Source organism: Streptomyces sp. NPDC033131, from assembly GCF_055578365.1.
In genome coordinates this window covers 141,978-162,162 of record NZ_JBVIPA010000005.1, presented here as the reverse complement: position 1 = coordinate 162,162, position 20,185 = coordinate 141,978, and the positions used below count along the sequence as shown (strand labels likewise).

Sequence of the window (20,185 nt, the reverse complement as noted above, 5' to 3'; positions counted from 1 at the left end):
CTACGTGGTCGCACCGGCGGATCCGCTGCCCGCCGGGGCGCTCGTGGCCGGTTCGGTGCCCGCCGGTCCGCTGGTGACGGGCGCGCTGCTCGGAGGCGGCGCACTGCCGGTGACCGGGGCACTGGCCGGGGCGGAGCCGGTCACCTGCGGCGGCGAACCGGTCGGAGGCGCCGGGGGAGGCGAGCTCGTCGAAGGCGGCGCGGAACCGGGCGGCCGGCTGGACGGGGCGGCCGTGTCCGGCGCGGAACTGGCCGGCGGGCTCGCCGAGGGCGGCGCGGAGCCCGGCGGCGGCCCCGAAGACGGGTTCGACCCGGGCGACCCCGAGCCGGACGACGTACCGCCCGACGCACCGGACGAGGGTGCCGAGGGCGACGCCCCGCTCCCGCTGCTCGACGGCGGCGGTGTGGTGGTCGCCCCGGAGGCCCCGGAGGACCCGGGCGGTGCCGGGGGAGCGGTCGGCCCACCGGACGTACCACCGGACGGGCCACCGGACCTACCGTCGGACGTGCCCGCCGACGCACCTCCGGGGCCGCCCCCGCCGGACTCGCCCCCCGCCACGCTCAGCGTCACGTACTCCCCGAACCGCAGCTCGGTCCCCGCCGGCGGATCGGACGCCGTGACCCGGGCACCGTTCGGCGGCAGCCCCTTCCCGTCGTACCCGGCCGCCAGACCCGAGTCGGCCAGCCGCCGGCTCGCCTGCCCGAACGTCGTCCCGGCGAGGTCCGGCACCGCGCGTCGCTTCCGTGCGTCGAACGTGGAGTCGTCCTCGCCCGTCGTGCCGACCGGCCGGCTGATGCCCCGACCGGGCTCCTCGACGTCGACGAGGGCGATCCGCTCCAGCGTCCGGGGCGCGGGCCGCACGGCCACCACCTGGGACCGCTCGTAGCCCTGCCACTCCTCGTTGCCGTCCTCGAACTCGACCGAGATCCGGCTCGTGTCACCCCTGAAAGGACGCAGCGGATTTCCGCACGAGCACTTCACGGCCGGCTGTCCCTGCCGATCCACCAGAATCGCGATTCCCGCCTGGAGCAGCGAGTCGTAGGGGACGGCCTTTCCCTTTTTGTAGTCGTGGTTCTTCACGAGAGTGTCGTGACGCAGGAGAACAGGCGTCAGTCGTTCCAGATAATCCGGAATCCCGTTCTTCGAGATCTCCAGGGCACGCGCCCACGCCTTAGCCTTCCGGTCATGGGCGGGATCGGTGAGGAACTGCTCGAGCCGGTCGACGTCACAGATCGTCGGCTGCTTGGAACCCCCGTACAGGCCGGGCGTGTCCCCCTGCTGCAAACCGCCGTGCACGGCCTGCGACCGGACCTGGGCATCCTTGCCGAGCCCGCTGTCCTCGTCGAAGAACGGCGCCAGTGAGGGCACGCCCGCCGCGACCGCCTTCACCACGGCCAAGGGTGTTTCTCTGTCGCATCCGCTCAGCGTGAGAACGAAAACCAGGAAGCACGCAACCCTTTTCCCGGCACCTTGCATAAATGCGCGAAGTGTCATCACCGCTCCCCCCGGCGGTTCCCCCATCGCGCTTCATGCTACTGAACAAGAAGCCTTTCAACGCCCGCGTGCGTTCAATGAGGCCAAATAGGCGTTGTATGCCTCGAGTTCCTTGTCGCCGTCCCGGTCGGCGGCCCGGTCCGTCCGCCTGGCCTGTCGCTGCTCGGAGCGATACCACTGGAACAGCAGTGCGATCAGCACCAGCACGGAGGGGATCTCGCTGAACGCCCACGCGATGCCGCCGGCGGCGTTCTGGTCGGACAGCGCGTCGATGCCGAGCGAGGCGGGCGGGTTCTTGAACGTCTCGACCATCGGCTCGGACGCCATCATCAGCGCGATGCCGAAGAACGCGTGGAACGGCATGCCCGCGAACAGCTCCAGCATCCGCATCAGGTAGCCGGGCCGGTTGGGGCCCGGGTCCACGCCCATGATGGGCCAGAAGAACACGACGCCGACGGCGAGGAAGTGCACCATCATCGCGATGTGCCCGGTCTTGGAGCCCATCAGGAAATCGAAGATCGGCGTGAAGTACAGCGCGTACAGGCTCGCGATGAACAGCGGGATGGTGAACGCGGGGTGCGTGATGATCCGCATGTACCGGCTGTGCAGGAACATCAGCAGCAGCTCGCGCGGTCCCTTGCTGCCCCTGGCCGCGGGCGGCAGCGCGCGCAGCGCCAGCGTGACGGGGGCGCCCAGCAGCAGCAGGATCGGCGACAGCATGCTGATCACCATGTGCTGCACCATGTGCACGCTGAACATGACCATTCCGTAGTCGTTCAGCCGGGTGCACATCACGAGCCCTATGGACAGCACGCCCACGACATACGCGATGGTCCGCCCCACCGGCCAGGCGTCCCCGCGCCGCCGGAGCCGCACGACCCCCCACCCGTACAGGGCGAGCCCCACCACACAGGCCACCAGGAAGAACGGGTCCGCCGACCACTGAAGACCCCGCCCCAGCGTGAACGGCGGCAGATCCATGGTCATGCCGTGCCCGCTGTGATCCATCCAACGGCTCCTGATTCGTGGGGGTTGTGCGTGTCTGTCCGCAGACAGACTAGAACTGCCCCCGGCGACCGCTGTCACCGGGGGCAGTCGGTCACCCGCGCGTCAGAGAACGCACTCGGCCTCGTCGTACCGCTCCACCGGGACGGTCTTGAGCGTCTTCACGGCATCCGCCAGCGACACCATCACGATGTCGGTCCCCTGCAGGGCGGTCATCTTCCCGAACTCACCCCGGTGCACGGCCTCCACCGCATGCCAGCCGAACCGGGTGGCCAGCACCCGGTCGTACGCGGTGGGCGTTCCGCCCCGCTGCACGTGACCGAGTATCACCGGCCGGGCTTCCTTCCCCAGCCGCTGCTCCAGCTCGATCGACAGCTGCCGCGCGATCCCCGCGAACCGCTCGTGACCGTAGACGTCCTTGGCGCCCTCGTCGAAGCTCATGCTGCCGGGCCGCGGCTTGGCCCCCTCCGCGGCGACCACGATCGCGAACCGCTTGCCCGCCGCGAACCGCTCGCCGACCTTCGCCGTCAACTCCTCGATGTCGAAGGGCCGTTCCGGTACGACGATGGCGTGCGCGCCGGCCGCCATGCCGGAGTGCAGCGCTATCCACCCGGTGTGGCGGCCCATGACCTCGACGACGAGCACCCGCTGGTGGGACTCGGCGGTGGTCTTCAGCCGGTCCAGCGCCTCCGTCGCGACACCGACGGCCGTGTCGAAACCGAACGTGACGTCCGTGACGGCGATGTCGTTGTCGATGGTCTTCGGCACGCCCACGATGGGCAGACCGTTGTCCGACATCAGCCGGGCCGCCTTGAGCGTGCCCTCACCGCCGATGGGGATGATGGCGTCGAGGCCGAGTTCCTCGACATGGCCCCGGGCCCGTTCCACGCCGTCCCGCAGGTGGGAGGGCTGGACCCGGGAGGAACCGAGGATCGTGCCGCCGCGCGCCAGGATGCCGCTCACCGAGTCGAGGTCGAGCTTGAGGTAGTCGCACTCCAGGAGGCCCTTCCAGCCGTCCCGGAAACCGATGACCTCGTCGCCGTGGTCGGCGACGGCGCGGTGCACGACGGACCGGATGACGGCGTTCAGGCCGGGGCAGTCGCCGCCGGACGTGAGGACACCAATGCGCATAGCCCGAAACCTTCTCGACGTGGGCCGGATCCGGACCACGTTGTCCGGCTCGATCCCCGCCACCCTAACGGGAGGAGGGGGCGGGGCCGTACCGTGCGTCCGCCTGCTGGACGAGGCCGCTCACCTGTGCGGACCCATTGTCAGACGGGCTGCTGAAGCCCGGCTGGAGGGAAGGTGTACGCGCAGGTCAAGCGGTCGCACGGAGCGCGCGGGCCACGCGGGTCACGCCGGCTGCTGCGCAGAGGCGATGCGTTCGCTGCGGAGCGCCTCGTACCACCGGTCGTCGGTCGGCGGCAGCGCGTTGACGTCGAGCGCCAGCTTCAGCAGCAGGTCGGCGATCAGCGGGTTCCGTGCCAGCACGGGCCCGTGCATGTACGTACCGAAGACCGTGTCGTTGTACGCGCCCTCCGTGCCGTCCCCCGTGCCGTTGCCCTTGCCGAGGCGGACCTGGGCGAAGGGGCGGGCGGTGGGGCCCAGGTGGGTGACGCCCTGGTGGTTCTCGAAGCCGGTCAGCGGGGGCATGCCGAGGCGCGGGTCGATGTCGGCGAGTACGTCTCCGACGCACCGGTCGCCCTCGCCGCGCGTGGAGACCACGTCGAGCAGGCCGAGGCCGGGCTCGCGCTGGCCGAGGTCGTTGATGAACTCGTGGCCGAGGATCTGGTAGCCGGCGCACACCGAGAAGACGATCGCGCCGTTCTCGACGGCCCGGTGCAGACCGCCGTCCCGGCGCAGCCGCTCGGCCGCGAGCCGCTGCGGCCGGTCCTCGCCGCCGCCGATCAGGTAGATGTCGCCGGAGGTCGGGATCGGCTGGTCGCTGCGCACGTCGAGCCGGGCCACGTCGAGGCCGCGCTGCCGGGCCCGGCGTTCCACGACGAGGACGTTGCCCTGGTCGCCGTACGTGCTCAGCAGGTCGGGATAGATCCAGACGATGCGCAGTTGGTTGTCGCTCACAAAAGTCCCCTGAAGTCCGTGGCTCAGTTGCCGACGCGGCGGCGCAGGTCCTGGAAGGCGGTGTAGTTGGCGATGACCTCGATACGGCCGGGCGGGGACTGCTGCACCGCCTGGTCGAGGTTCTCGCACACCTGGAAGTGCTGGCCCGCCACCTCCAGGCGGACCGCGAGGTCCAGCTTGCGGTCGCCGACCACGCAGATCGGGTGGCCGGTCAGCCGCGTGTAGTCGACGTCCCACAGCCAGGAGGTGTCGGTGCCGTCGGCGCCGCGCGCGTTCACCGAGAGGATCACCGGGGTCGGAGGCGGATCGATCAGGCTGAACGTTTCGAGCCAGCCGGCCGGGTTCTTCGCGAGCAGCAGTCTGAGGTCGCGCTCCATGAACTGGACGACGTCGTAGCGTCCGGCGACGGCCTGCACCTGGTACATGCGCTCCAGGGCGACCTGCGGCGGTACGCCGAAAACGGCGGCGACGGCGGCCGAGGAGGCGGCGTTCGCCTTGTTGGCGCGGCCCGGCAGCTGGAGGTGGATCGGCCAGGCGGAGCCGTGCGGATCCAGGACGTGGTCACCGGACAGGGCCCAGCTCGGCGTCGGCCGGCGGAAGCCGCACTCGCCGCAGAACCAGTCGTCGCCCGGGCGCTGCATCACGCCACCGCAGGACGGGCAGGACCAGGCGTCGTCCTTCCACATCTGCCCGGCGGCGACCCACACCACGTTGGGGGAGGAGGACGCGGCCCACACGATCAGCGGGTCGTCCGCGTTGGCCACGATGACGGCCTTGGAACCGGCCAGCCCCTCCCGCCAGTTCTCGGCGAGCATCCGGGTCTCGGCGGCGCGGTCGAGCTGGTCGCGGGAGAGGTTGAGCAGGGCGATGCACTTGGGGTCGGTGTCCCGGGCGACACCGGCGAGGTACTTCTCGTCGACCTCGATGACGCCGTACCGGGCCTCCGACCTGCCCGCCAGTGCCGAGGTGATGCCGGCCGGCATGTTGGCGCCGAGCGCGTTGGAGACGACCGGACCCGCGGCACGCAGCGCCTCGGCGATCAGACGCGTCGTCGTGGTCTTGCCGTTGGTCGCCGACACCAGGACGACGTCCAGGTTCTGGGCGAGCCGGGCGAGGAGGTCGGGGTCGAGTTTGAGTGCCACCCGGCCGCCGATCACCGAACCGCTGCCGCGCCCCGCGGCGCGCGACGCCGCCGCGACCGCCTTGCCCGCGGTCACGGCGATCTTGGCCCGCGGCGAGAGCGGGTCCGAGTGGCCTGCCATCAGTTCTCGATCCTCCTTGCGTACGCGCCGCGCCCCTGCCTTCGGCAACGTGGTGTGGGCCTCAGCCTATCGAGATCCATTCGCACTCCCGAATCGCGTCGCCCGCGCGACATGCGCGTCTCTGGGAGGACCGTACCCTTGCCGCCATGCGACACGGCCCGATCCCGGGCGCCCACGGGCGCGTCCGGCCCCTCACGCTGCTCGGCGACGACGTTCTGCACGCCCCCTGCGAGGAGGTCACCGACTTCGGTCCCGAACTGGCGGCCCTCGTGGAGGACTTGTTCGCGACCATGTACGCCGCGCAGGGCGTGGGTCTGGCCGCGAACCAGATCGGCGTGCCGTTGCGGGTGTTCGTCCACGACTGTCCGGACGACGAAGAGATGCGCCACGTGGGCCACGTGGTGAACCCCACTCTCGTCGAGACGGACGGCGTCGTCCTGCGCGGCCCGGAGGGCTGCCTGTCCCTGCCGGGCCTGGAGGCGGGAACGGAACGCCACGACCACGCGGTGATCGAGGGGTACACGGTGCGGGGCGAGCCGATCACCGTCCACGGCACGGGGTTCTTCGCGAGATGCCTGCAGCACGAGTACGACCACCTGGAGGGCCGCATCTACGCGGACAGGCTGAGCGGCTGGCGCCACAGGCGTTTGATGCGGCAGGCGTCCCGAGCCTCTTGGCGCCGGTGAGTATTCCCCTGAGGGCGCGGGGACCTGTGTGACAAGCCCCCACCGGCCCGCAGGCGACACACGACCGTCAGAACCCCGGACCCCCCACCTTGTCCCCGGCCGCGGCGAGCCGCCCCCACAACAGGTCGGCCAGGCTCCGCACCAACTCGGCCCGTGAGCAGGGCCGTTCCACCAGCCACCAGTCACCGGCCGCGTGCATCATCCCGACGATCCCGTGCCCCCAGACCCGGGCCAGCTGCTGGCCCCCCGGCCCCAGGTCCACCCGCTCCTCGATGACCTGCGCCAACTCCTCGCCCATCCTGCGGAGCAGCGGCGCACTGTGCTTGTTGACGTCGAACCCCGGGTCGCCGACCTGGCCGCCGTCCGCCGGATGCATCAGGAAGCGGTACACCTGGGGCCGCGCCTCGATCGCCGCCAGATACGTGTCCAGCGTCGCCTCGACCCGGTCCCGCCGGTCCGCCGGAGCGTCCACCGCCGCGCGGAGCGAATCGAGCAGCGCGTCCGTGTGCCGCTTGGCCAAGGCCGCGTAAAGTCCGCCCTTGTCGCCGAAGTGGCGGTAAAGGATCGGCTTGGTGATGCCGGCCTCCGCGGCGATGGCGTTCATAGAGGCCTGCGGGCCGTCGCGCAGCACCACTCTGTCCGCGGCCTCCAGCAGCTCACGCCGACGGCGGTCGGCGGACCGTTGCTGATCGGTCCGCTGCGTGGTGTCCATGAGCTCTCCCCACCCGTGCTTATTTAGGTAACGCCTGCGCAAACTAACACCCAGCATGCCGGGGGCATCGAACGGGCTGCCGAGCGGTCTCCGGGAGTTGACTTTTCCTACCCGCGGGTAACAGACTCGGGTTACCGTAAGTAACACGCACGTGCAACGCCGCTGGAGGGGACATGGCCGAGTTCACCATGGAGCTCAACGACGAACAGAAGGAGGTGCGGGACTGGCTGCACGGCTTCGCCGCCGACGTCATACGGCCCGCCGCCGCCGAATGGGACGAGCGTGAGGAGACTCCCTGGCCGGTCATCCAGGAAGCCGCCAAGGTCGGCATCTACTCCCTCGACTTCTACGCCCAGCAGTACTTCGACCCCACCGGCCTCGGCATCCCGATGGCCATGGAGGAGCTGTTCTGGGGCGACGCGGGCATCGCCCTGTCCATCGTCGGCACCGGTCTCGCCGCCGTCGGCGTCCTCGCCAACGGCACCGAGGAGCAGATCGGCACCTGGATCCCCCAGATGTACGGCGACGCCAACGACGTCAAGGTGGCCGCGTTCTGCTCCTCCGAGCCCGACGCCGGCTCCGACGTCGCCTCGATGCGTACCCGTGCGGTGTACGACGAGGCCAAGGACGAGTGGGTCCTCAACGGCACCAAGACCTGGGCGACCAACGGCGGCATCGCCAACGTCCACGTGGTCGTCGCCGTCGTCGACCCGGAGCTCGGCTCCAAGGGCCACGCCTCCTTCATCGTCCCGCCGGCCACCCCCGGCCTCTCCCAGGGCCAGAAGTTCAAGAAGCACGGCATCCGCGCCTCGCACACCGCCGAGGTCGTCCTGGAGGACGTCAGGGTGCCCGGTTCCTGCCTTCTCGGCGGCAAGCAGAAGCTGGACGAGCGGCTGGCGCGCGCCCGCGAGCGGGCCAAGGCGGGCGGGGAGCGGGTGAAGAACGCGGCGATGGCCACGTTCGAGGCTTCACGTCCGGCCGTCGGTGCGATGGCCGTCGGTACGGCCCGTGCCGCGTACGAGGTGGCCCTCGACTACGCCAAGACGCGTGAGCAGTTCGGCCGCCCGATCATCGACAACCAGGGCGTGGCCTTCCAGCTCGCCGACATGCGGACGTCCATCGACGCGGCGCGGCTGCTGGTCTGGCGGGCGTCCTGGATGGCGATCAACGGCAAGCAGTTCACCGCCGCCGAGGGCTCGATGTCGAAGCTGTTCGCCAGCGAGACGGCCAAGACGGTGACGGCTCAGGCCGTTCAGATCCTGGGCGGGAACGGCTACACGCGGGAGTACCCGGTGGAGCGGATGCACCGGGACGCCGCGATCTACACGATCTTCGAGGGGACCAGCGAGATCCAGCGCCTGGTGATCGCCCGCACCCTGTCGGGGATGCCGATCCGGTAGCGCCGTAGTGGGCCGTGCGCCTCTGAGGTGACCGGCTCACCAGGTGACGGGGAGGGCTTCCGGCCCGCGGAGCAACCCGCCCTTCTTGAAGGGCACCTCGTTCGGCGGTACGGCCAGCTTCAGCCCCGGCACGCGGTCCAGCAGCGCGTCGGCCAGCAGCTCGGACTCCAGCCGGGCGAGCAGGCCGCCGGGGCAGGAGTGCGGGCCGAAACCGAAGGACGCGTGGGGATTCGGGCTGCGGGAGAAGTCGATCGTCTCCGGGTAGGGGAAGACGTCCGGATCCCGGTTCGCGGAGAGGTACGACACGTAGACCGCATCGCCCGCCCGGATCCGTACGCCCCTGATTCCCACGTCCTCCAGGGCGATCCGGGACAGTCCGACCGCGTTGCGGTGCGGGATGTAGCGCAGCAGCTCGTCGACGGCCCGCGGGCGGACCTCCGGCTCGCGGCGCAGCCTTTCGGCCAGGTCCGGGCGGGTCAGCAGGATGTAGAACATCTGGCCGGTGTTGTCGGTGACCGCCTCGCCGCCGATCTGGAGCAGCACCGCGAGTCCCACGGCCTCTTCCAGCGTGACCTCGCCACGCCCCACGGCGGCGCCCAGCAGCGAGGTGACGTCCTCGCCGGTGCCGCCCTCCCGCAGGGCGATGAGATCCGAGAAGTAGGCGCCCATCTCGGCTCTCGCCTTCTCGCCGGCCCGGGCGCCGTGCGAGGAGGACAGGATCAGCCGGGTCCAGGTGTGCATGCCGTACCGGTCGGCCGCCGGGACACCCAGCACCTCGCAGATCACGGCGACGGGGAAGGGGGTCAGCACGGCCGCCGAGAGGTCGGCCGGCGCGCCGTCCTGAAGCAGCTTGTCGACCAGCTCGTCCAGCATCCGGCGGGACTTCTCACGCATCCGCTCCACGCCCTTCGCCGAGAACGCGGCGGCGACCGATCCGCGCAGCCGGGTGTGGTCGGGCGGGTCCAGGAAACCGACCGAGCCACGGGCCGGGGCGAAGTGCGGGGCGAGCCGGGTGACCGGCCGCTCCAGGACGGCCTCGCGGCTGAACCGGGGGTCGTCGGCCACCATGCGCACGTCCTCGTGGCGGGTGACCAGCCAGGCCCAGCCCTCGCCGTCGGGCAGTTGGATGCGGGTGATCGGGCCCTCGCGCATCAGCTCGGTCAGGACGGGGTCGAAGTCCACGCCGGGCAGGTCGAGCGCGGGCCAATGCCGGATGGGGGGCAGGAACTCGGTGATCGTCTCTTCGGTCATCTCACGCCGTCTCGTCGGGGCGCTGCCAGCGGCCCAGGTGTGGTCCCCGTTCACGATCCCCCGAGGGGGCGACGATCTCGCGCGGAACTGCTCCGTATCGGGGACCCGAGGCGCTGCGGAAGGCGATCGCTATCCGGTCTGCCCGCTGCTGTGCGCGATGCACGCCACGTCGATACGGTCGGCCAGCTTGGCCAACTCGATGGTCAGCGCGGCCACCGTGTCCTCGTCGAGCCCGTCCTCCCCGGCTTCGACGAGATGCAGCCACCGGCCGCCCACCGTCCGCAACAACTTGCTGACGTCGGCGGCAGCCACCTGCAAGGTCCCGCGGTCGTCGACGATCAGAGGCAGAGTCACTTCGCGGTTCACAAAGGGGATCGTAGCTGCGGAAGCCTCACGCTCCGTGCCATACGGTGGTGATGTTGCAGAACTCCCGGATTCCGTGCCCGGACAGCTCACGCCCGTACCCGGACCGCTTGACCCCGCCGAACGGGAACGCCGGGTGGGACGCCGTCATCCCGTTGACATACACGGCACCCGCCTCCAGGTCCCGTACGAAGCGGTCGACCTCGGTGTCGTCCCGCGTCCACACGTTGGAACTCAGCCCGAACGGCGAGTCGTTGGCGATCAACACGGCCTCGTCCAGGTCGGCGGCCCGGTACAGCGTGGCGACCGGCCCGAACGCCTCCTCACGGTGGATGCGCATCTCGCGGTTGATGCCGGCGAGGACGGTCGGCGGGTAGTACCAGCCGGCCCCGTCGGGCCGCTCGCCCCCGCAGAGCACGTCCGCGCCACCGCGCCGGGCGTCGTCCACGAGTTCCTCCAGGTCGTCCCGGCCCTGTGCGCTCGCGAGCGGTCCGACCTCCGTCTCGTCCTCCAGGGGGTCGCCGATCTGCAGCGCCCGCATGCCCTCGACGAACCGCTCGGCGAAGGCGTCGTACACGTCCGTGTGCACGATGAACCGCTTGGCGGCGATGCACGACTGCCCGTTGTTCTGCACCCGCGCGGTCACCGCGACCTGGGCGGCGCGGTCGATGTCCGCGGACGGCATCACGACGTACGGGTCGCTGCCGCCCAGCTCCAGCACCGTCTTCTTGACCATGTCCCCGGCGGTGGACGCGACCGCCCGGCCCGCGGGCTCGCTGCCCGTGAGGGTGGCCGCCTTGATCCGCTCGTCACGCAGGATCTCGTCGACCGCCGCGGAGCCGACGAGGAGGGTCTGGAAACAGCCCTCGGGGAAGCCCGCCCGGTGGAACAGGTCCTCCAGGTACAGGGCGGTCTGCGGCACGTTCGAGGCGTGCTTGAGCAGGCCCACGTTGCCCGCCATCAGCGCGGGTGCCGCGAACCGGACCACCTGCCACAGCGGGAAATTCCAGGGCATCACCGCGAGCACCGGGCCCATCGGCCGGTAGCGGACCAGGGCGCGGGAGGCACCGGAGTCCTTGACGTCGGCGGCGGCGGGTTCCTCGTCGGCGAGCAGCTCCTCGGCGTGGTCGGCGTACCAGCGCATCGCTTTCGCACACTTCCCGGCCTCGGCGCGGGCCTGCCTGACCGGCTTGCCCATCTCGGTGGTCATGACACGGGCGATGTCCTGCTGGTCCTCGTCGAGGAGATCGGCGGCCCGGTGCAGGAGGCGGGCGCGCTCGGCGAAGGGCGTCGCCCGGTAGGTGCGGAAGGTGGCCTGCGCGAGCTGGAGCCGGCGCTCGACCTCCTCCTCGCCCATGGCCTCGTACGTCTTGAGTGTCTCGCCGTTCGCCGGGTTGACCGTTGCGATGGGCATGGCTGACCTTCCTGGGGACGAACTGTGTTTCCGACCTTCCCGCGCGGCGGTGGGGACCGCAACGCGGAGGCCTCCGCTCAGGCCGAGTGCTCCGCCAGCCGGTCGAGAAACGCGGCCTGCGCCTTGACGATCACGGCCCGCGCACGGTCCAGGCCGAACCACTCCACGCGGTCCAGCTCCGGGAACTCCCGGGTCTGCCCGGACTTCGGGGGCCACTCCATCCGGAAGGTGCCCGGAGTGACGGCGGCCGGATCGAGATCCGCCTCGATCGCCCACACCGTGACGACCTTGCCGCCGGTCTGCCGGACCTCGCCGAGCGGTACGGCCTCGCCGTCGGGCGGCGGCAGCCCCAGCTCCTCCTGGAACTCGCGGCGGGCCGCTTCCCAGGAGGGCTCGTCCGGGTCGTACTCGCCCTTCGGCACGGTCCACGCTCCCGCGTCGCGCCGCGCGAAGAAGGGGCCGCCCATGTGGCCGAGCAACACCTGGGGGCCGTGCTCGGTGTGGCGGAACAGCAGCAGGCCCGCGCTGCGTTTCCCGGTCACGGCGTGACCTCCGGATGGGCCGCCAGCAGCCTCTCCACGGTGTCCGCCTCCGCCGGGCGCTTGTCCTCGCGGTAACGGACCACGCGGGCGAAGCGGAGGGTGACGCCGGCCGGGTAGCGGGTGGACCTCTGCAGCCCGTCGTAGGCGATCTCGACGACGAGTTCGGGGCGCACGGTCACCACGTAGCCGTCGGTGTCCACGGCCAGCTCCTGGAGCCGCTCGGTCTGCCAGGTCAGCATCGCGTCGGTCATGCCCTTGAAGGTCTTGCCGAGCATCGCGAAGGAGCCGTCCGCCGTGCGGGCGCCGAGGTGCAGGTTGGACAGCTTGCCGGAGCGGCGGCCGTGGCCCCACTCGGCGGCCAGGACGACCAGGTCGAGGGTGTGGACGGGCTTGACCTTCAGCCAGGACGCGCCACGCCGGCCCGCGCTGTAGGGCGCGTCGAGGGACTTCACGACGACGCCCTCGTGACCGCGCCGCAGTGTCCCGGCGAGGAACTCCTCGGCCGCGTGCACGTCCTCGGGCCCGGACACCAGCGTCCGGCGCACCCGCATCGGCTCGGGCACCAGCCGGGCCAGTTCCGCGTGCCGTTCGGCGAACGGCAGGTCGAGCAGGTCGCGGTCGCCGACGGACAGGGCGTCGAAGAAGACGGGGGAGACGGGGACGGCCTCGGCCGCCGTCGTCACGTCCACGCGGGAGCCGACACGGCCCGCGGTCTCCTGGAAGGAGCGGGGGCGGCCGTCCGCGTCGAAGGCGATGACCTCGCCATCCAGGATGAAGCGCTCGCCCCGCAACTGGAGGGCGGCCGAGGTCAGTTCGGGCAGGCGGTCGGTGATGTCGTCCAGGGTGCGGGTGTACAGCCGTACGGCGCTGCCGTCCCGGTGCACCTGGACGCGGATGCCGTCCAGCTTCTCCTCGACCGCGCAGGAACCCAGCTTCTCGACCGCCTCGGCCACCGAGGAGGCGCTGTGCGCCAGCATCGGCAGGACCGGGCGGCCGACGGTCAGCCGGAACCGGTCCAGGGCGGCGGGACCGTCCGCGAGCAGGGCCTCGGCCACCGTCTGGAGCGAGCCCGCGAGCATCACGGCCCGCCGGACGTCCGCCGACGGTGCCTCGGTCGCCTGGGCGAGCCCCTCGATCGCGACCGCGTCCAGCGCGCCCTGCCGGACCTCGCCGCTGATCAGCCCGAGCAGGAACCGCTGCTCGTCCGCCGTGGCCGCGCCCATCAGCTCGCCGACCAGCCGGGCCCGCTCGGCCAGCGAGCCGGCGCCCGAGACCTTGCCGAGCGCGCTGAGCAGGGCGTCCACCTCGCGCACCGTCAGGGTCGGCTCGGCGGCCGGGGCGACCGGGCGGCTCAGCACCTTCCAGCCGACGCCGAGCCGGCCCTGCGGCAGGCGGCCCGCCAGATACGGGATGACGATCGGCACGTCCGCGGCCTCGGCGTCCCGGAAGAGCTCGGCGAGAAGCGCGATCTTCCGGGAGCGCGCCGAGGTCGCGGCGACCTCCTGGGACACCTGGGCCAGCCGGGTCAGCAGCATGCAGCCATGGTGCACCGGAGGCGGGCGCTCTACACCCGGACGGCCGCGACGGCCGCGACGGCCGCGACGGCCTGGTCCAGGTCTGCCATCAGCAGCTCGCCGTTGATCGTGGCGCCCGCCCGGTAGCCGCCGGCCGCCGCGTTCACGACCTGCTCCGCGAAGCCCGTCGCGTTGCCCGCGGACCACACACCGGGCACGGTCGTCAGACCCGTCTCGTCGACCACGGGGTACGCGCCGAACGGGGTCTCACGCAGCTCGGCGCCCAGGCGCCGGAGCAGACCGGTCTGCGGGACGGCCCGGGGCGCCACGAACAGCACCTCGCGGTCGTGCGTGGTGCCGTCCATGAGCCGGACGCCGGTGAGCCGGTCGTCCCGCGTGACCAGCCCGGAGACCTCGCCGGGGACCACCCCGACCCCGGCCGCCGCCAGCCTGCGCAGGTCGTCGTCCGACAGCTCCTCCTCGGCGACGGTGTGCAGGAAGAAGGTCACGTCCTTCGACCACTGGGACACGATCAACGCCTGGTGCACGCTCATCGGGGTGGTGGCGAGCACGCCGAACGCCTGGTCGCGGACCTCCCAGCCGTGGCAGTACGGGCAGTGCAGGACATCGCGCCCGAAGCGCTCGGCGAGGCCAGGGACGGCCGGCAGTTCGTCCTTGAGACCGGTGGCGATCACGAGCCGTCGGGCGCGCACGGTGCGCCCGCTCGCCAGGTCCACGGTGAAGCCCTCGGCGACGTCGGCCACCCGGTCCCGGACGAGCTCGACGCCGTACCGCGCGATCTCCTCGCGGCCGGCCGCCAGGAAGTCGGCAGGGGACATGCCGTCCCGGGACAGATAGCCCTGCATGTGCGCGGCGGGAGCGTTGCGCGGCTCGCCCGCGTCGACGACCAGCGTGTGGCGCCGGGCCCGGCCCAGGACCAGCGCGGCGGACAGCCCGGCCGCGCCGCCGCCGACGACGATCACTTCGTAGTTCTCGGTCATTGGTGACCACCTCCACCGAGACAGTCGCCCTCCCGCTGCCACATTGACAAATGTGTTTGCCGAAACTGCAATGGAAGCCATGAGTGACGACGACATGGACGAGGTCCTCGCCGAGGTCGGCCCGAGGCTGCGGCGGATCCGGAAGGAGCGGCAGGCCACGCTGGCCGGGCTGTCCGAGGTGACCGGCATCTCGGTGAGCACGCTGTCCCGGCTGGAGTCGGGGCTGCGCAAGCCCAGCCTGGAGCTGCTCCTGCCGATCGCGCGGGCCCACGAGGTGGCGCTGGACGAGCTGGTGGGCGCGCCGTCGGTGCGTGATCCACGGGTGCGGGCCGCACCGATCTCCCGGCACGGGCGCACCTACTGGCCGCTCACCCGCCAGCCCGGCGGACTCCAGGCCTTCAAGGTGCTGGTGCCGCGGGCGAACGAGGAACCGGAGCCGCGGACCCATGAGGGCTACGAGTGGCTGTACGTGCTGTCGGGGCGGCTCCGGCTGGTGCTGGGCGGGCATGATGCCGTGCTGACGGCCGGGGAGGTCGTCGAGTTCGACACCCGGGTGCCGCACTGGTTCGGGTCGACGGGGGAGGGGCCGGCGGAGTTCCTCAGCCTGTTCGGACCGCAGGGCGAGCGGATCCACGTACGGGCGCGGCCCAAGCGGTCGTGACGCATCCGACTGTTCCCTGATCGGCAAGCGACCGCTTAGTATGCGGGGGACCCGGTCAGACGACACGTGAGCCGAATGGGCGCGCCGGTGTCGGGAGGCCGAGCGCGCGGAGGCCCGAAGGGCTGAGCACGGTCGGTCTCCCGACACCGGCTGAGGCGCTCCTGAGGCGAACGAAACAAACACAGTCCCGTGAGTCCCGTGGAGGCCCCGCATGCAGGCATGGCAAGTGCACGAGAACGGCGAGCCGGGCGAGGTGATGCGCCTCGCGGACGTGGCGCGGCCCACGCCCGGTGACGGCCAGGTCCTGCTGAAGGTGCGTGCCGCGAACATCAACTTCCCGGACGTGCTCATGGTCCGGGGCCACTACCAGGTCAGGCCGCCACTGCCGTTCACGCCGGGCGTGGAGATCTGCGGCGAGACCGAGGACGGGCGGCGGGTCATCGCCAACCCCGCGCTGCCGTACGGCGGTTTCGCCGAGTACGCCGTCGCGGACGCCGCCGCCCTGCTGGCCGCCCCCGACTCGCTGGACGACGCCGAGGCCGCCGCCCTGCACATCGGCTACCAGACGGGCTGGTTCGGTCTGCACCGGCGGGCCCGCCTGGAAGCCGGCGAGACGCTGCTCGTCCACGCTGCCGCCGGAGGGGTCGGCAGCGCGGCCGTGCAGCTCGGCAAGGCGGCCGGCGCGATCGTGATCGGTGTCGTGGGCGGCGCCGACAAGGCCGCCGTCGCCCGGGAGTCGGGCTGTGACCTGGTGATCGACCGGCGGAGCGAGAACGTCATCGCCGCCGTGAAGGAGGCCACCGGCGGCCGGGGGGCCGACGTGATCTACGACCCGGTCGGCGGCGAGGCCTACGCCCAGTCGGCCAAGGTCGTCGCCTTCGAGGGCCGGATCGTCGTCGTCGGCTTCGCGAGCGGGACGATCCCCAGCCCGTCGCTCAACCACCCGCTGGTGAAGAACTACTCGGTCCTCGGCCTGCACTGGGGCCTGTACAACACCAAGAACCCGAAACTGGTCCAGCACTGCCACGAACAGCTCACCGAGCTGACCGCCCGGGGCGCGATCAAGCCGCTGGTGAGCGAGCGCGTGCCGCTGGGCGGCGCCGCGGCGGCCGTGCAGCGGGTCGGCGACGGTGTCACCACCGGCCGGGTCGTCGTCGTCCCCGGACTCGCCGAAGGAGGCGCGGCATGACCGACGCAGCCGAACTCAGGCGCCGCAGCGAGGAGTTGCTGGCCGCGTACCCGCCCGCGACCACCGACCGGACCAACTTCCTGAAGGCCCGCTTCGACGCCGGACTGGCGTGGGTGCACTACCCGGAGGGCCTCGGCGGGCTCGGCGCCCCGCGCTCCCTCCAGGCCGTGGTGGACACCGAGCTGGAGGCCGCGGGCGCCCCCGACAACGACCCGCGGCGCATCGGCATCGGCCTCGGGATGGCCGCGCCGACGATCCTCGGCTACGGCACCAAGGAGCAGAAGCAGCGGTACCTGCGGCCCCTGTGGGTGGGGGAGGAGGTCTGGTGCCAGCTGTTCAGCGAGCCCGGCGCCGGATCCGACCTCGCCGCGCTCGGGACCCGGGCCGTCCGAGAGGGCGACGACTGGGTGGTCAACGGGCAGAAGGTGTGGACGTCCAGCGCCCACCTCGCCCGGTGGGCCATCCTCATCGCCCGGACCGACCCGGACGTGCCCAAGCACCGGGGCATCACGTACTTCATCTGCGACATGACCGACCCGGGTGTCGAGGTCCGGCCGCTGCGCCAGATCACCGGCGAGGCCGAGTTCAACGAGGTGTTCCTCACCGACGTCCGCATCCCCGACTCCCGCCGCCTCGGCGAGGTCGGCGACGGCTGGCGGGTCGCGCAGACCACGCTGAACAACGAACGCGTCGCCATCGGTGGCATGCGGCTGCCCCGCGAGGGCGGCATGATCGGCCCCGTCTCCAAGGCCTGGCGCGAACGCCCCGAACTGCGCACCCACGACCTCCACCAGCGACTGCTCAAGCTCTGGGTCGAGGCCGAGGTCGCCCGCCTCACCGGCGAACGGCTGCGCCAGCAGCTCGTCGCCGGCCAGCCCGGCCCCGAGGGCTCCGGCATGAAGCTCGCGTTCGCCCGCCTCAACCAGGAGATCAGCGGCCTTGAGGTCGAACTCCTCGGCGAGGAGGGCCTGTTGTACGAGGACTGGACCATGCGCCGACCGGAGCTGGTCGACTTCACGGGACGCGACGCCGGCTACCGCTACCTCCGCTCCAAGGGCAACAGCATCGAGGGCGGGACCACCGAGGTCCTGCTGAACATCGTCGCCGAGCGCGTCCTGGGCCTGCCCTCCGAGCCGCGCACCGACAAGGACGTCGCCTGGAAGGACCTGGCCCGATGACAGATCTTCTCTACTCGGAGGAGGAGGACGCGCTGCGCGCCGCCGTCCGCGACCTGCTCACGGACCACTGCGACGCCGCGGGCGTGATCGCCCGCACCGAGACCGACGCACCGCACGACCGCTCGCTGTGGAAGGCGCTCGCCGACGGCATGGGCCTCGCCGGGCTCCTGGTGCCCGAGGCGCAGGGCGGCCAGGGCGCCTCGCACCGCGAAGCCGCCGTCGTCCTGGAGGAGTTGGGGCGCGCGGTCGCCCCCGTGCCCTACCTGACCAGTGCCGTCGTCGCCACCGAGGCACTGCTGGCGTGCGGGGCCGACGACCTGCTCGCCGAGCTGGCCTCCGGCCGGCGCATCGGGGTCCTCGCCGTCGCCCTGAGCGTCGCCCCGGGCGGCGCCCACAAGGCCGTACGCCTGGAAGGCGGCACCCTGCACGGGGAGCTGACCGGCGTCGCGGACGCGGCGGCAGCCGATGTGCTGCTCGTGCCCGCCGAGGACGGCGGGCTGTACGAGGTCGGCGCGGACGCGGTGACCGTCACCGGGCAGGTCTCGCTGGACCTGACCCGGCCGCTCGCGACCGTCACCCTCGACGGGGCTTCGGCCCGTCGCGTCGGGGAGGCCGAGCCGGCCGTACGACGGGCGCTGCGGGCCGGAGCCGGGCTGCTCGCCTCCGAGCAACTGGGGCTGGCCGAATGGTCGCTGACGGAGACGGTCCGGTACCTCAAGGAGCGCAAGCAGTTCAACCGGCCCGTCGGCGGGTTCCAGGCGCTCAAGCACCGGCTCGCCCAGCTGTGGCTGGAGGTCGTCAACCTGCGTGCCGCCGCTCGCCATGCGGCGGACGCGCTCGCGACCGGCGAGGACGCGGACGTGGCGGTCGCCGTCGCCCAGGCGTACGCGGCCTCCGTCGCCGTGCACGCGGCCGAGGAAGCCGTCCAGCTGCACGGCGGGATCGGCATGACCTGGGAGCACCCGGCCCACCTGTACCTGAAGCGGTCGAAGGCCGACTCGATCGCGTACGGGACGGCCGGCGCGCACCGGGAGGCGGTGGCCGAACTCGTCGGCCTCCAAGCCCCCTGACATCCACCGGAAAGAGCCCGCCCCACCTGGGGCGGGCTCTTTCGCGTGCTCCGCCCGGACGAAGTGAACGGACAGCGGCAGTCCGGCCAACTCCTCTCCCGGCACTGCTCCTTGGGCCCCTGTGGAACGCATACTCTCTGCGGTCCCGTAAGGCCTACCAGGGAGGCAGAGCATGGCCCTCACCACCCGTCGCAGAGCCCTCACCACTCTCGGCGCCGCCCTCGCGGGCACGGTCGCCCTGCCCGCCGCCAGTGCGCTGGCCGGCGAACAGAAGCACCGCCCGCGGCCGTTGTGGCGCGCCCACGCCCACAACGACTACGAGCACCCGCGCCCCCTCCTCGACGCCCTCGACCACCGCTTCGGCAGTCTCGAGGCCGACATCTTCCTCGTGGGCGACGAACTCCTCGTCGCCCACGACCCGGTCGACCTCGACCCGGCCCGCACCCTCGAATCCCTCTACCTCGACCCGCTCGCCGCCCGGGTCAGGGCCAACCACGGCTCCGTGTACCGGGGTCACCGCAAGCCGCTGCAACTGCTCATCGACATCAAGACCGAGGGCTCGTCGACGTATCTCGAACTCGACCGGCATCTTGGGCGCTACAAGCACCTGTTCACGACCTACGTCCACGGCCGCGTCCTGCCCGGCCCGGTCACCGCCGTGATCTCCGGGGACCGCGCCGCCCGTGCACCCATGGAGGCGCAGACCGTCCGGCGCGCCTTCTACGACGGCCGGCTCGCCGACCTCGGCACCTCGGCACCCGCCTCCTTCGTCCCGCTGATCAGCGACAACTGGACGCTCAACTTCACCTGGCGGGGCGTGGGCGCCTTCCCGGACACCGAACGGCACAAGCTGCGGACCATCGTGCGGACGGCCCACGCACGCGGGCAGAGGGTCCGGTTCTGGGCCACCCCGGACGTGGCCGGCCCCGCCCGGGACGCCCTGTGGGCCGAACTGCTCGCCGCCGACGTCGACCACCTCAACACCGACGACCTCGCCGGACTGGAAGCCTTCCTGGACGCCCACCGGTAGGCACGGACATCACACGTTCGGCGGACAGGTCAGCTGCCCGGACGAAGCCTCCACTACGCCACACTTGCGGCCGAAAGCCGTGAACCGGGCGTGGTGGAGGAGGTTGACGATGGCGATTTCCATCTCTGTGGTGATGCTGCTGCTGATCCTGGCGGTGATCTTCCTGCGCAACGGCGGGCTGAAGGTCTCGCACGCGTTGGTGTGCCTGCTGCTCGGCTTCTCGCTGGCCAGTACGAGCATCGCCCCCACGATCAGCAGCGGCCTCACGGCGACGGCGGGCATCGTCAGCAGCCTGAGACCCTGACGCCGCGGCTGCCACGGCCCCTACGGC

21 protein-coding genes are annotated in these 20,185 nt (G+C 71.6%); 9 read left to right on the top strand and 12 right to left on the bottom strand.

The window, feature by feature from the left end:
- The gene (locus ACZ5XS_RS09465) at nt 1–1,233 is read right to left on the bottom strand and encodes a DUF6777 domain-containing protein (protein ID WP_468649674.1); all 1,233 of its coding nucleotides are present in this window, start codon (nt 1,231–1,233) and stop codon (nt 1–3) included.
- Here ACZ5XS_RS09465 and ACZ5XS_RS09460 point away from each other — a divergent pair.
- Entirely contained in the window at nt 1,186–1,362 is a 177-nt protein-coding gene (locus ACZ5XS_RS09460) for a hypothetical protein (RefSeq protein ID WP_468649682.1), read from the top strand. The genes ACZ5XS_RS09465 and ACZ5XS_RS09460 overlap by 48 nt on opposite strands.
- Before the next feature lie 189 nt (nt 1,363–1,551).
- On the opposite strand, the gene ACZ5XS_RS09455 is transcribed toward ACZ5XS_RS09460, so the two are convergent.
- The 4 genes from ACZ5XS_RS09455 to ACZ5XS_RS09440 form a co-directional block, all read right to left on the bottom strand.
- Nucleotides 1,552–2,502, bottom strand: coding sequence for a cytochrome c oxidase assembly protein (locus ACZ5XS_RS09455; RefSeq protein WP_468649401.1), 951 nt, complete (start codon nt 2,500–2,502; stop codon nt 1,552–1,554).
- A 102-nt stretch (nt 2,503–2,604) separates the two neighbouring features.
- Nucleotides 2,605–3,630 (bottom strand): 6-phosphofructokinase, encoded by a 1,026-nt coding sequence (locus tag ACZ5XS_RS09450; protein WP_468649399.1) that lies wholly within the window; start codon nt 3,628–3,630, stop codon nt 2,605–2,607.
- A gap of 222 nt (nt 3,631–3,852) precedes the next feature.
- A complete protein-coding gene (locus tag ACZ5XS_RS09445; RefSeq protein WP_468649397.1) occupies nt 3,853–4,581 on the bottom strand; it encodes a type 1 glutamine amidotransferase in 729 nt (242 codons plus the stop codon).
- Between the two features lie 23 nt (nt 4,582–4,604).
- Entirely contained in the window at nt 4,605–5,843 is a 1,239-nt protein-coding gene (locus ACZ5XS_RS09440) for a MurT ligase domain-containing protein (protein WP_468649395.1), read from the bottom strand.
- A gap of 146 nt (nt 5,844–5,989) precedes the next feature.
- Here ACZ5XS_RS09440 and def point away from each other — a divergent pair, with 146 nt between their 5' ends.
- On the top strand, nt 5,990–6,529 hold the full coding sequence (def, locus tag ACZ5XS_RS09435) for a peptide deformylase (RefSeq protein ID WP_468649393.1): 540 nt from the start codon (nt 5,990–5,992) through the stop codon (nt 6,527–6,529).
- Nucleotides 6,530–6,596: 67 nt separating this feature from the next.
- Here def and ACZ5XS_RS09430 read toward each other — a convergent pair whose 3' ends face one another.
- On the bottom strand, nt 6,597–7,241 hold the full coding sequence (locus ACZ5XS_RS09430; protein ID WP_468649391.1) for a TetR/AcrR family transcriptional regulator: 645 nt from the start codon (nt 7,239–7,241) through the stop codon (nt 6,597–6,599).
- 173 nt (nt 7,242–7,414) lie between these two features.
- Between ACZ5XS_RS09430 and ACZ5XS_RS09425 the strand changes: the two genes are divergently transcribed.
- Nucleotides 7,415–8,641: an acyl-CoA dehydrogenase family protein gene (locus ACZ5XS_RS09425; RefSeq protein WP_468649389.1), complete on the top strand. Its 1,227-nt coding sequence runs from the start codon at nt 7,415–7,417 to the stop codon at nt 8,639–8,641.
- Nucleotides 8,642–8,677: 36 nt separating this feature from the next.
- Here the strand turns inward: ACZ5XS_RS09425 and ACZ5XS_RS09420 are convergent, their stop codons facing one another.
- The 6 genes from ACZ5XS_RS09420 to ACZ5XS_RS09395 all read right to left on the bottom strand — a co-directional run bounded on the left by ACZ5XS_RS09420 (nt 8,678) and on the right by ACZ5XS_RS09395 (nt 14,726).
- On the bottom strand, nt 8,678–9,892 hold the full coding sequence (locus ACZ5XS_RS09420) for a cytochrome P450 (RefSeq protein WP_468649387.1): 1,215 nt from the start codon (nt 9,890–9,892) through the stop codon (nt 8,678–8,680).
- Nucleotides 9,893–10,021: 129 nt separating this feature from the next.
- Entirely contained in the window at nt 10,022–10,258 is a 237-nt protein-coding gene (locus ACZ5XS_RS09415) for a DUF6213 family protein (RefSeq protein ID WP_053751099.1), read from the bottom strand.
- A 25-nt stretch (nt 10,259–10,283) separates the two neighbouring features.
- Nucleotides 10,284–11,669: an NADP-dependent succinic semialdehyde dehydrogenase gene (locus ACZ5XS_RS09410; protein ID WP_468649385.1), complete on the bottom strand. Its 1,386-nt coding sequence runs from the start codon at nt 11,667–11,669 to the stop codon at nt 10,284–10,286.
- A gap of 77 nt (nt 11,670–11,746) precedes the next feature.
- Nucleotides 11,747–12,211: an NUDIX hydrolase gene (locus ACZ5XS_RS09405; RefSeq protein ID WP_468649383.1), complete on the bottom strand. Its 465-nt coding sequence runs from the start codon at nt 12,209–12,211 to the stop codon at nt 11,747–11,749.
- On the bottom strand, nt 12,208–13,746 hold the full coding sequence (locus ACZ5XS_RS09400) for an ATP-dependent DNA ligase (protein WP_468649381.1): 1,539 nt from the start codon (nt 13,744–13,746) through the stop codon (nt 12,208–12,210). The genes ACZ5XS_RS09405 and ACZ5XS_RS09400 overlap by 4 nt, the downstream gene beginning before the upstream one ends.
- Before the next feature lie 29 nt (nt 13,747–13,775).
- The gene (locus ACZ5XS_RS09395; protein ID WP_468649379.1) at nt 13,776–14,726 is read right to left on the bottom strand and encodes an NAD(P)/FAD-dependent oxidoreductase; all 951 of its coding nucleotides are present in this window, start codon (nt 14,724–14,726) and stop codon (nt 13,776–13,778) included.
- A gap of 70 nt (nt 14,727–14,796) precedes the next feature.
- Here ACZ5XS_RS09395 and ACZ5XS_RS09390 point away from each other — a divergent pair, with 70 nt between their 5' ends.
- The 6 genes from ACZ5XS_RS09390 to ACZ5XS_RS09365 all read left to right on the top strand — a co-directional run bounded on the left by ACZ5XS_RS09390 (nt 14,797) and on the right by ACZ5XS_RS09365 (nt 20,158).
- Entirely contained in the window at nt 14,797–15,387 is a 591-nt protein-coding gene (locus ACZ5XS_RS09390; RefSeq protein WP_468649377.1) for a helix-turn-helix domain-containing protein, read from the top strand.
- A 211-nt stretch (nt 15,388–15,598) separates the two neighbouring features.
- Complete coding sequence (locus ACZ5XS_RS09385) at nt 15,599–16,576, top strand: NADPH:quinone oxidoreductase family protein (RefSeq protein ID WP_468649375.1); 978 nt, start codon at nt 15,599–15,601, stop codon at nt 16,574–16,576.
- Nucleotides 16,573–17,754 (top strand): acyl-CoA dehydrogenase family protein, encoded by a 1,182-nt coding sequence (locus ACZ5XS_RS09380; protein ID WP_468649373.1) that lies wholly within the window; start codon nt 16,573–16,575, stop codon nt 17,752–17,754. Before ACZ5XS_RS09385 ends, ACZ5XS_RS09380 begins: the two co-directional genes overlap by 4 nt.
- A complete protein-coding gene (locus tag ACZ5XS_RS09375) occupies nt 17,751–18,824 on the top strand; it encodes an acyl-CoA dehydrogenase family protein (protein WP_468649371.1) in 1,074 nt (357 codons plus the stop codon). Before ACZ5XS_RS09380 ends, ACZ5XS_RS09375 begins: the two co-directional genes overlap by 4 nt.
- A gap of 172 nt (nt 18,825–18,996) precedes the next feature.
- Complete coding sequence (locus tag ACZ5XS_RS09370; RefSeq protein ID WP_468649369.1) at nt 18,997–19,854, top strand: phosphatidylinositol-specific phospholipase C/glycerophosphodiester phosphodiesterase family protein; 858 nt, start codon at nt 18,997–18,999, stop codon at nt 19,852–19,854.
- Nucleotides 19,855–19,963: 109 nt separating this feature from the next.
- A complete protein-coding gene (locus tag ACZ5XS_RS09365; protein ID WP_217242001.1) occupies nt 19,964–20,158 on the top strand; it encodes a hypothetical protein in 195 nt (64 codons plus the stop codon).
- Nucleotides 20,159–20,185: the final 27 nt, after the last annotated feature.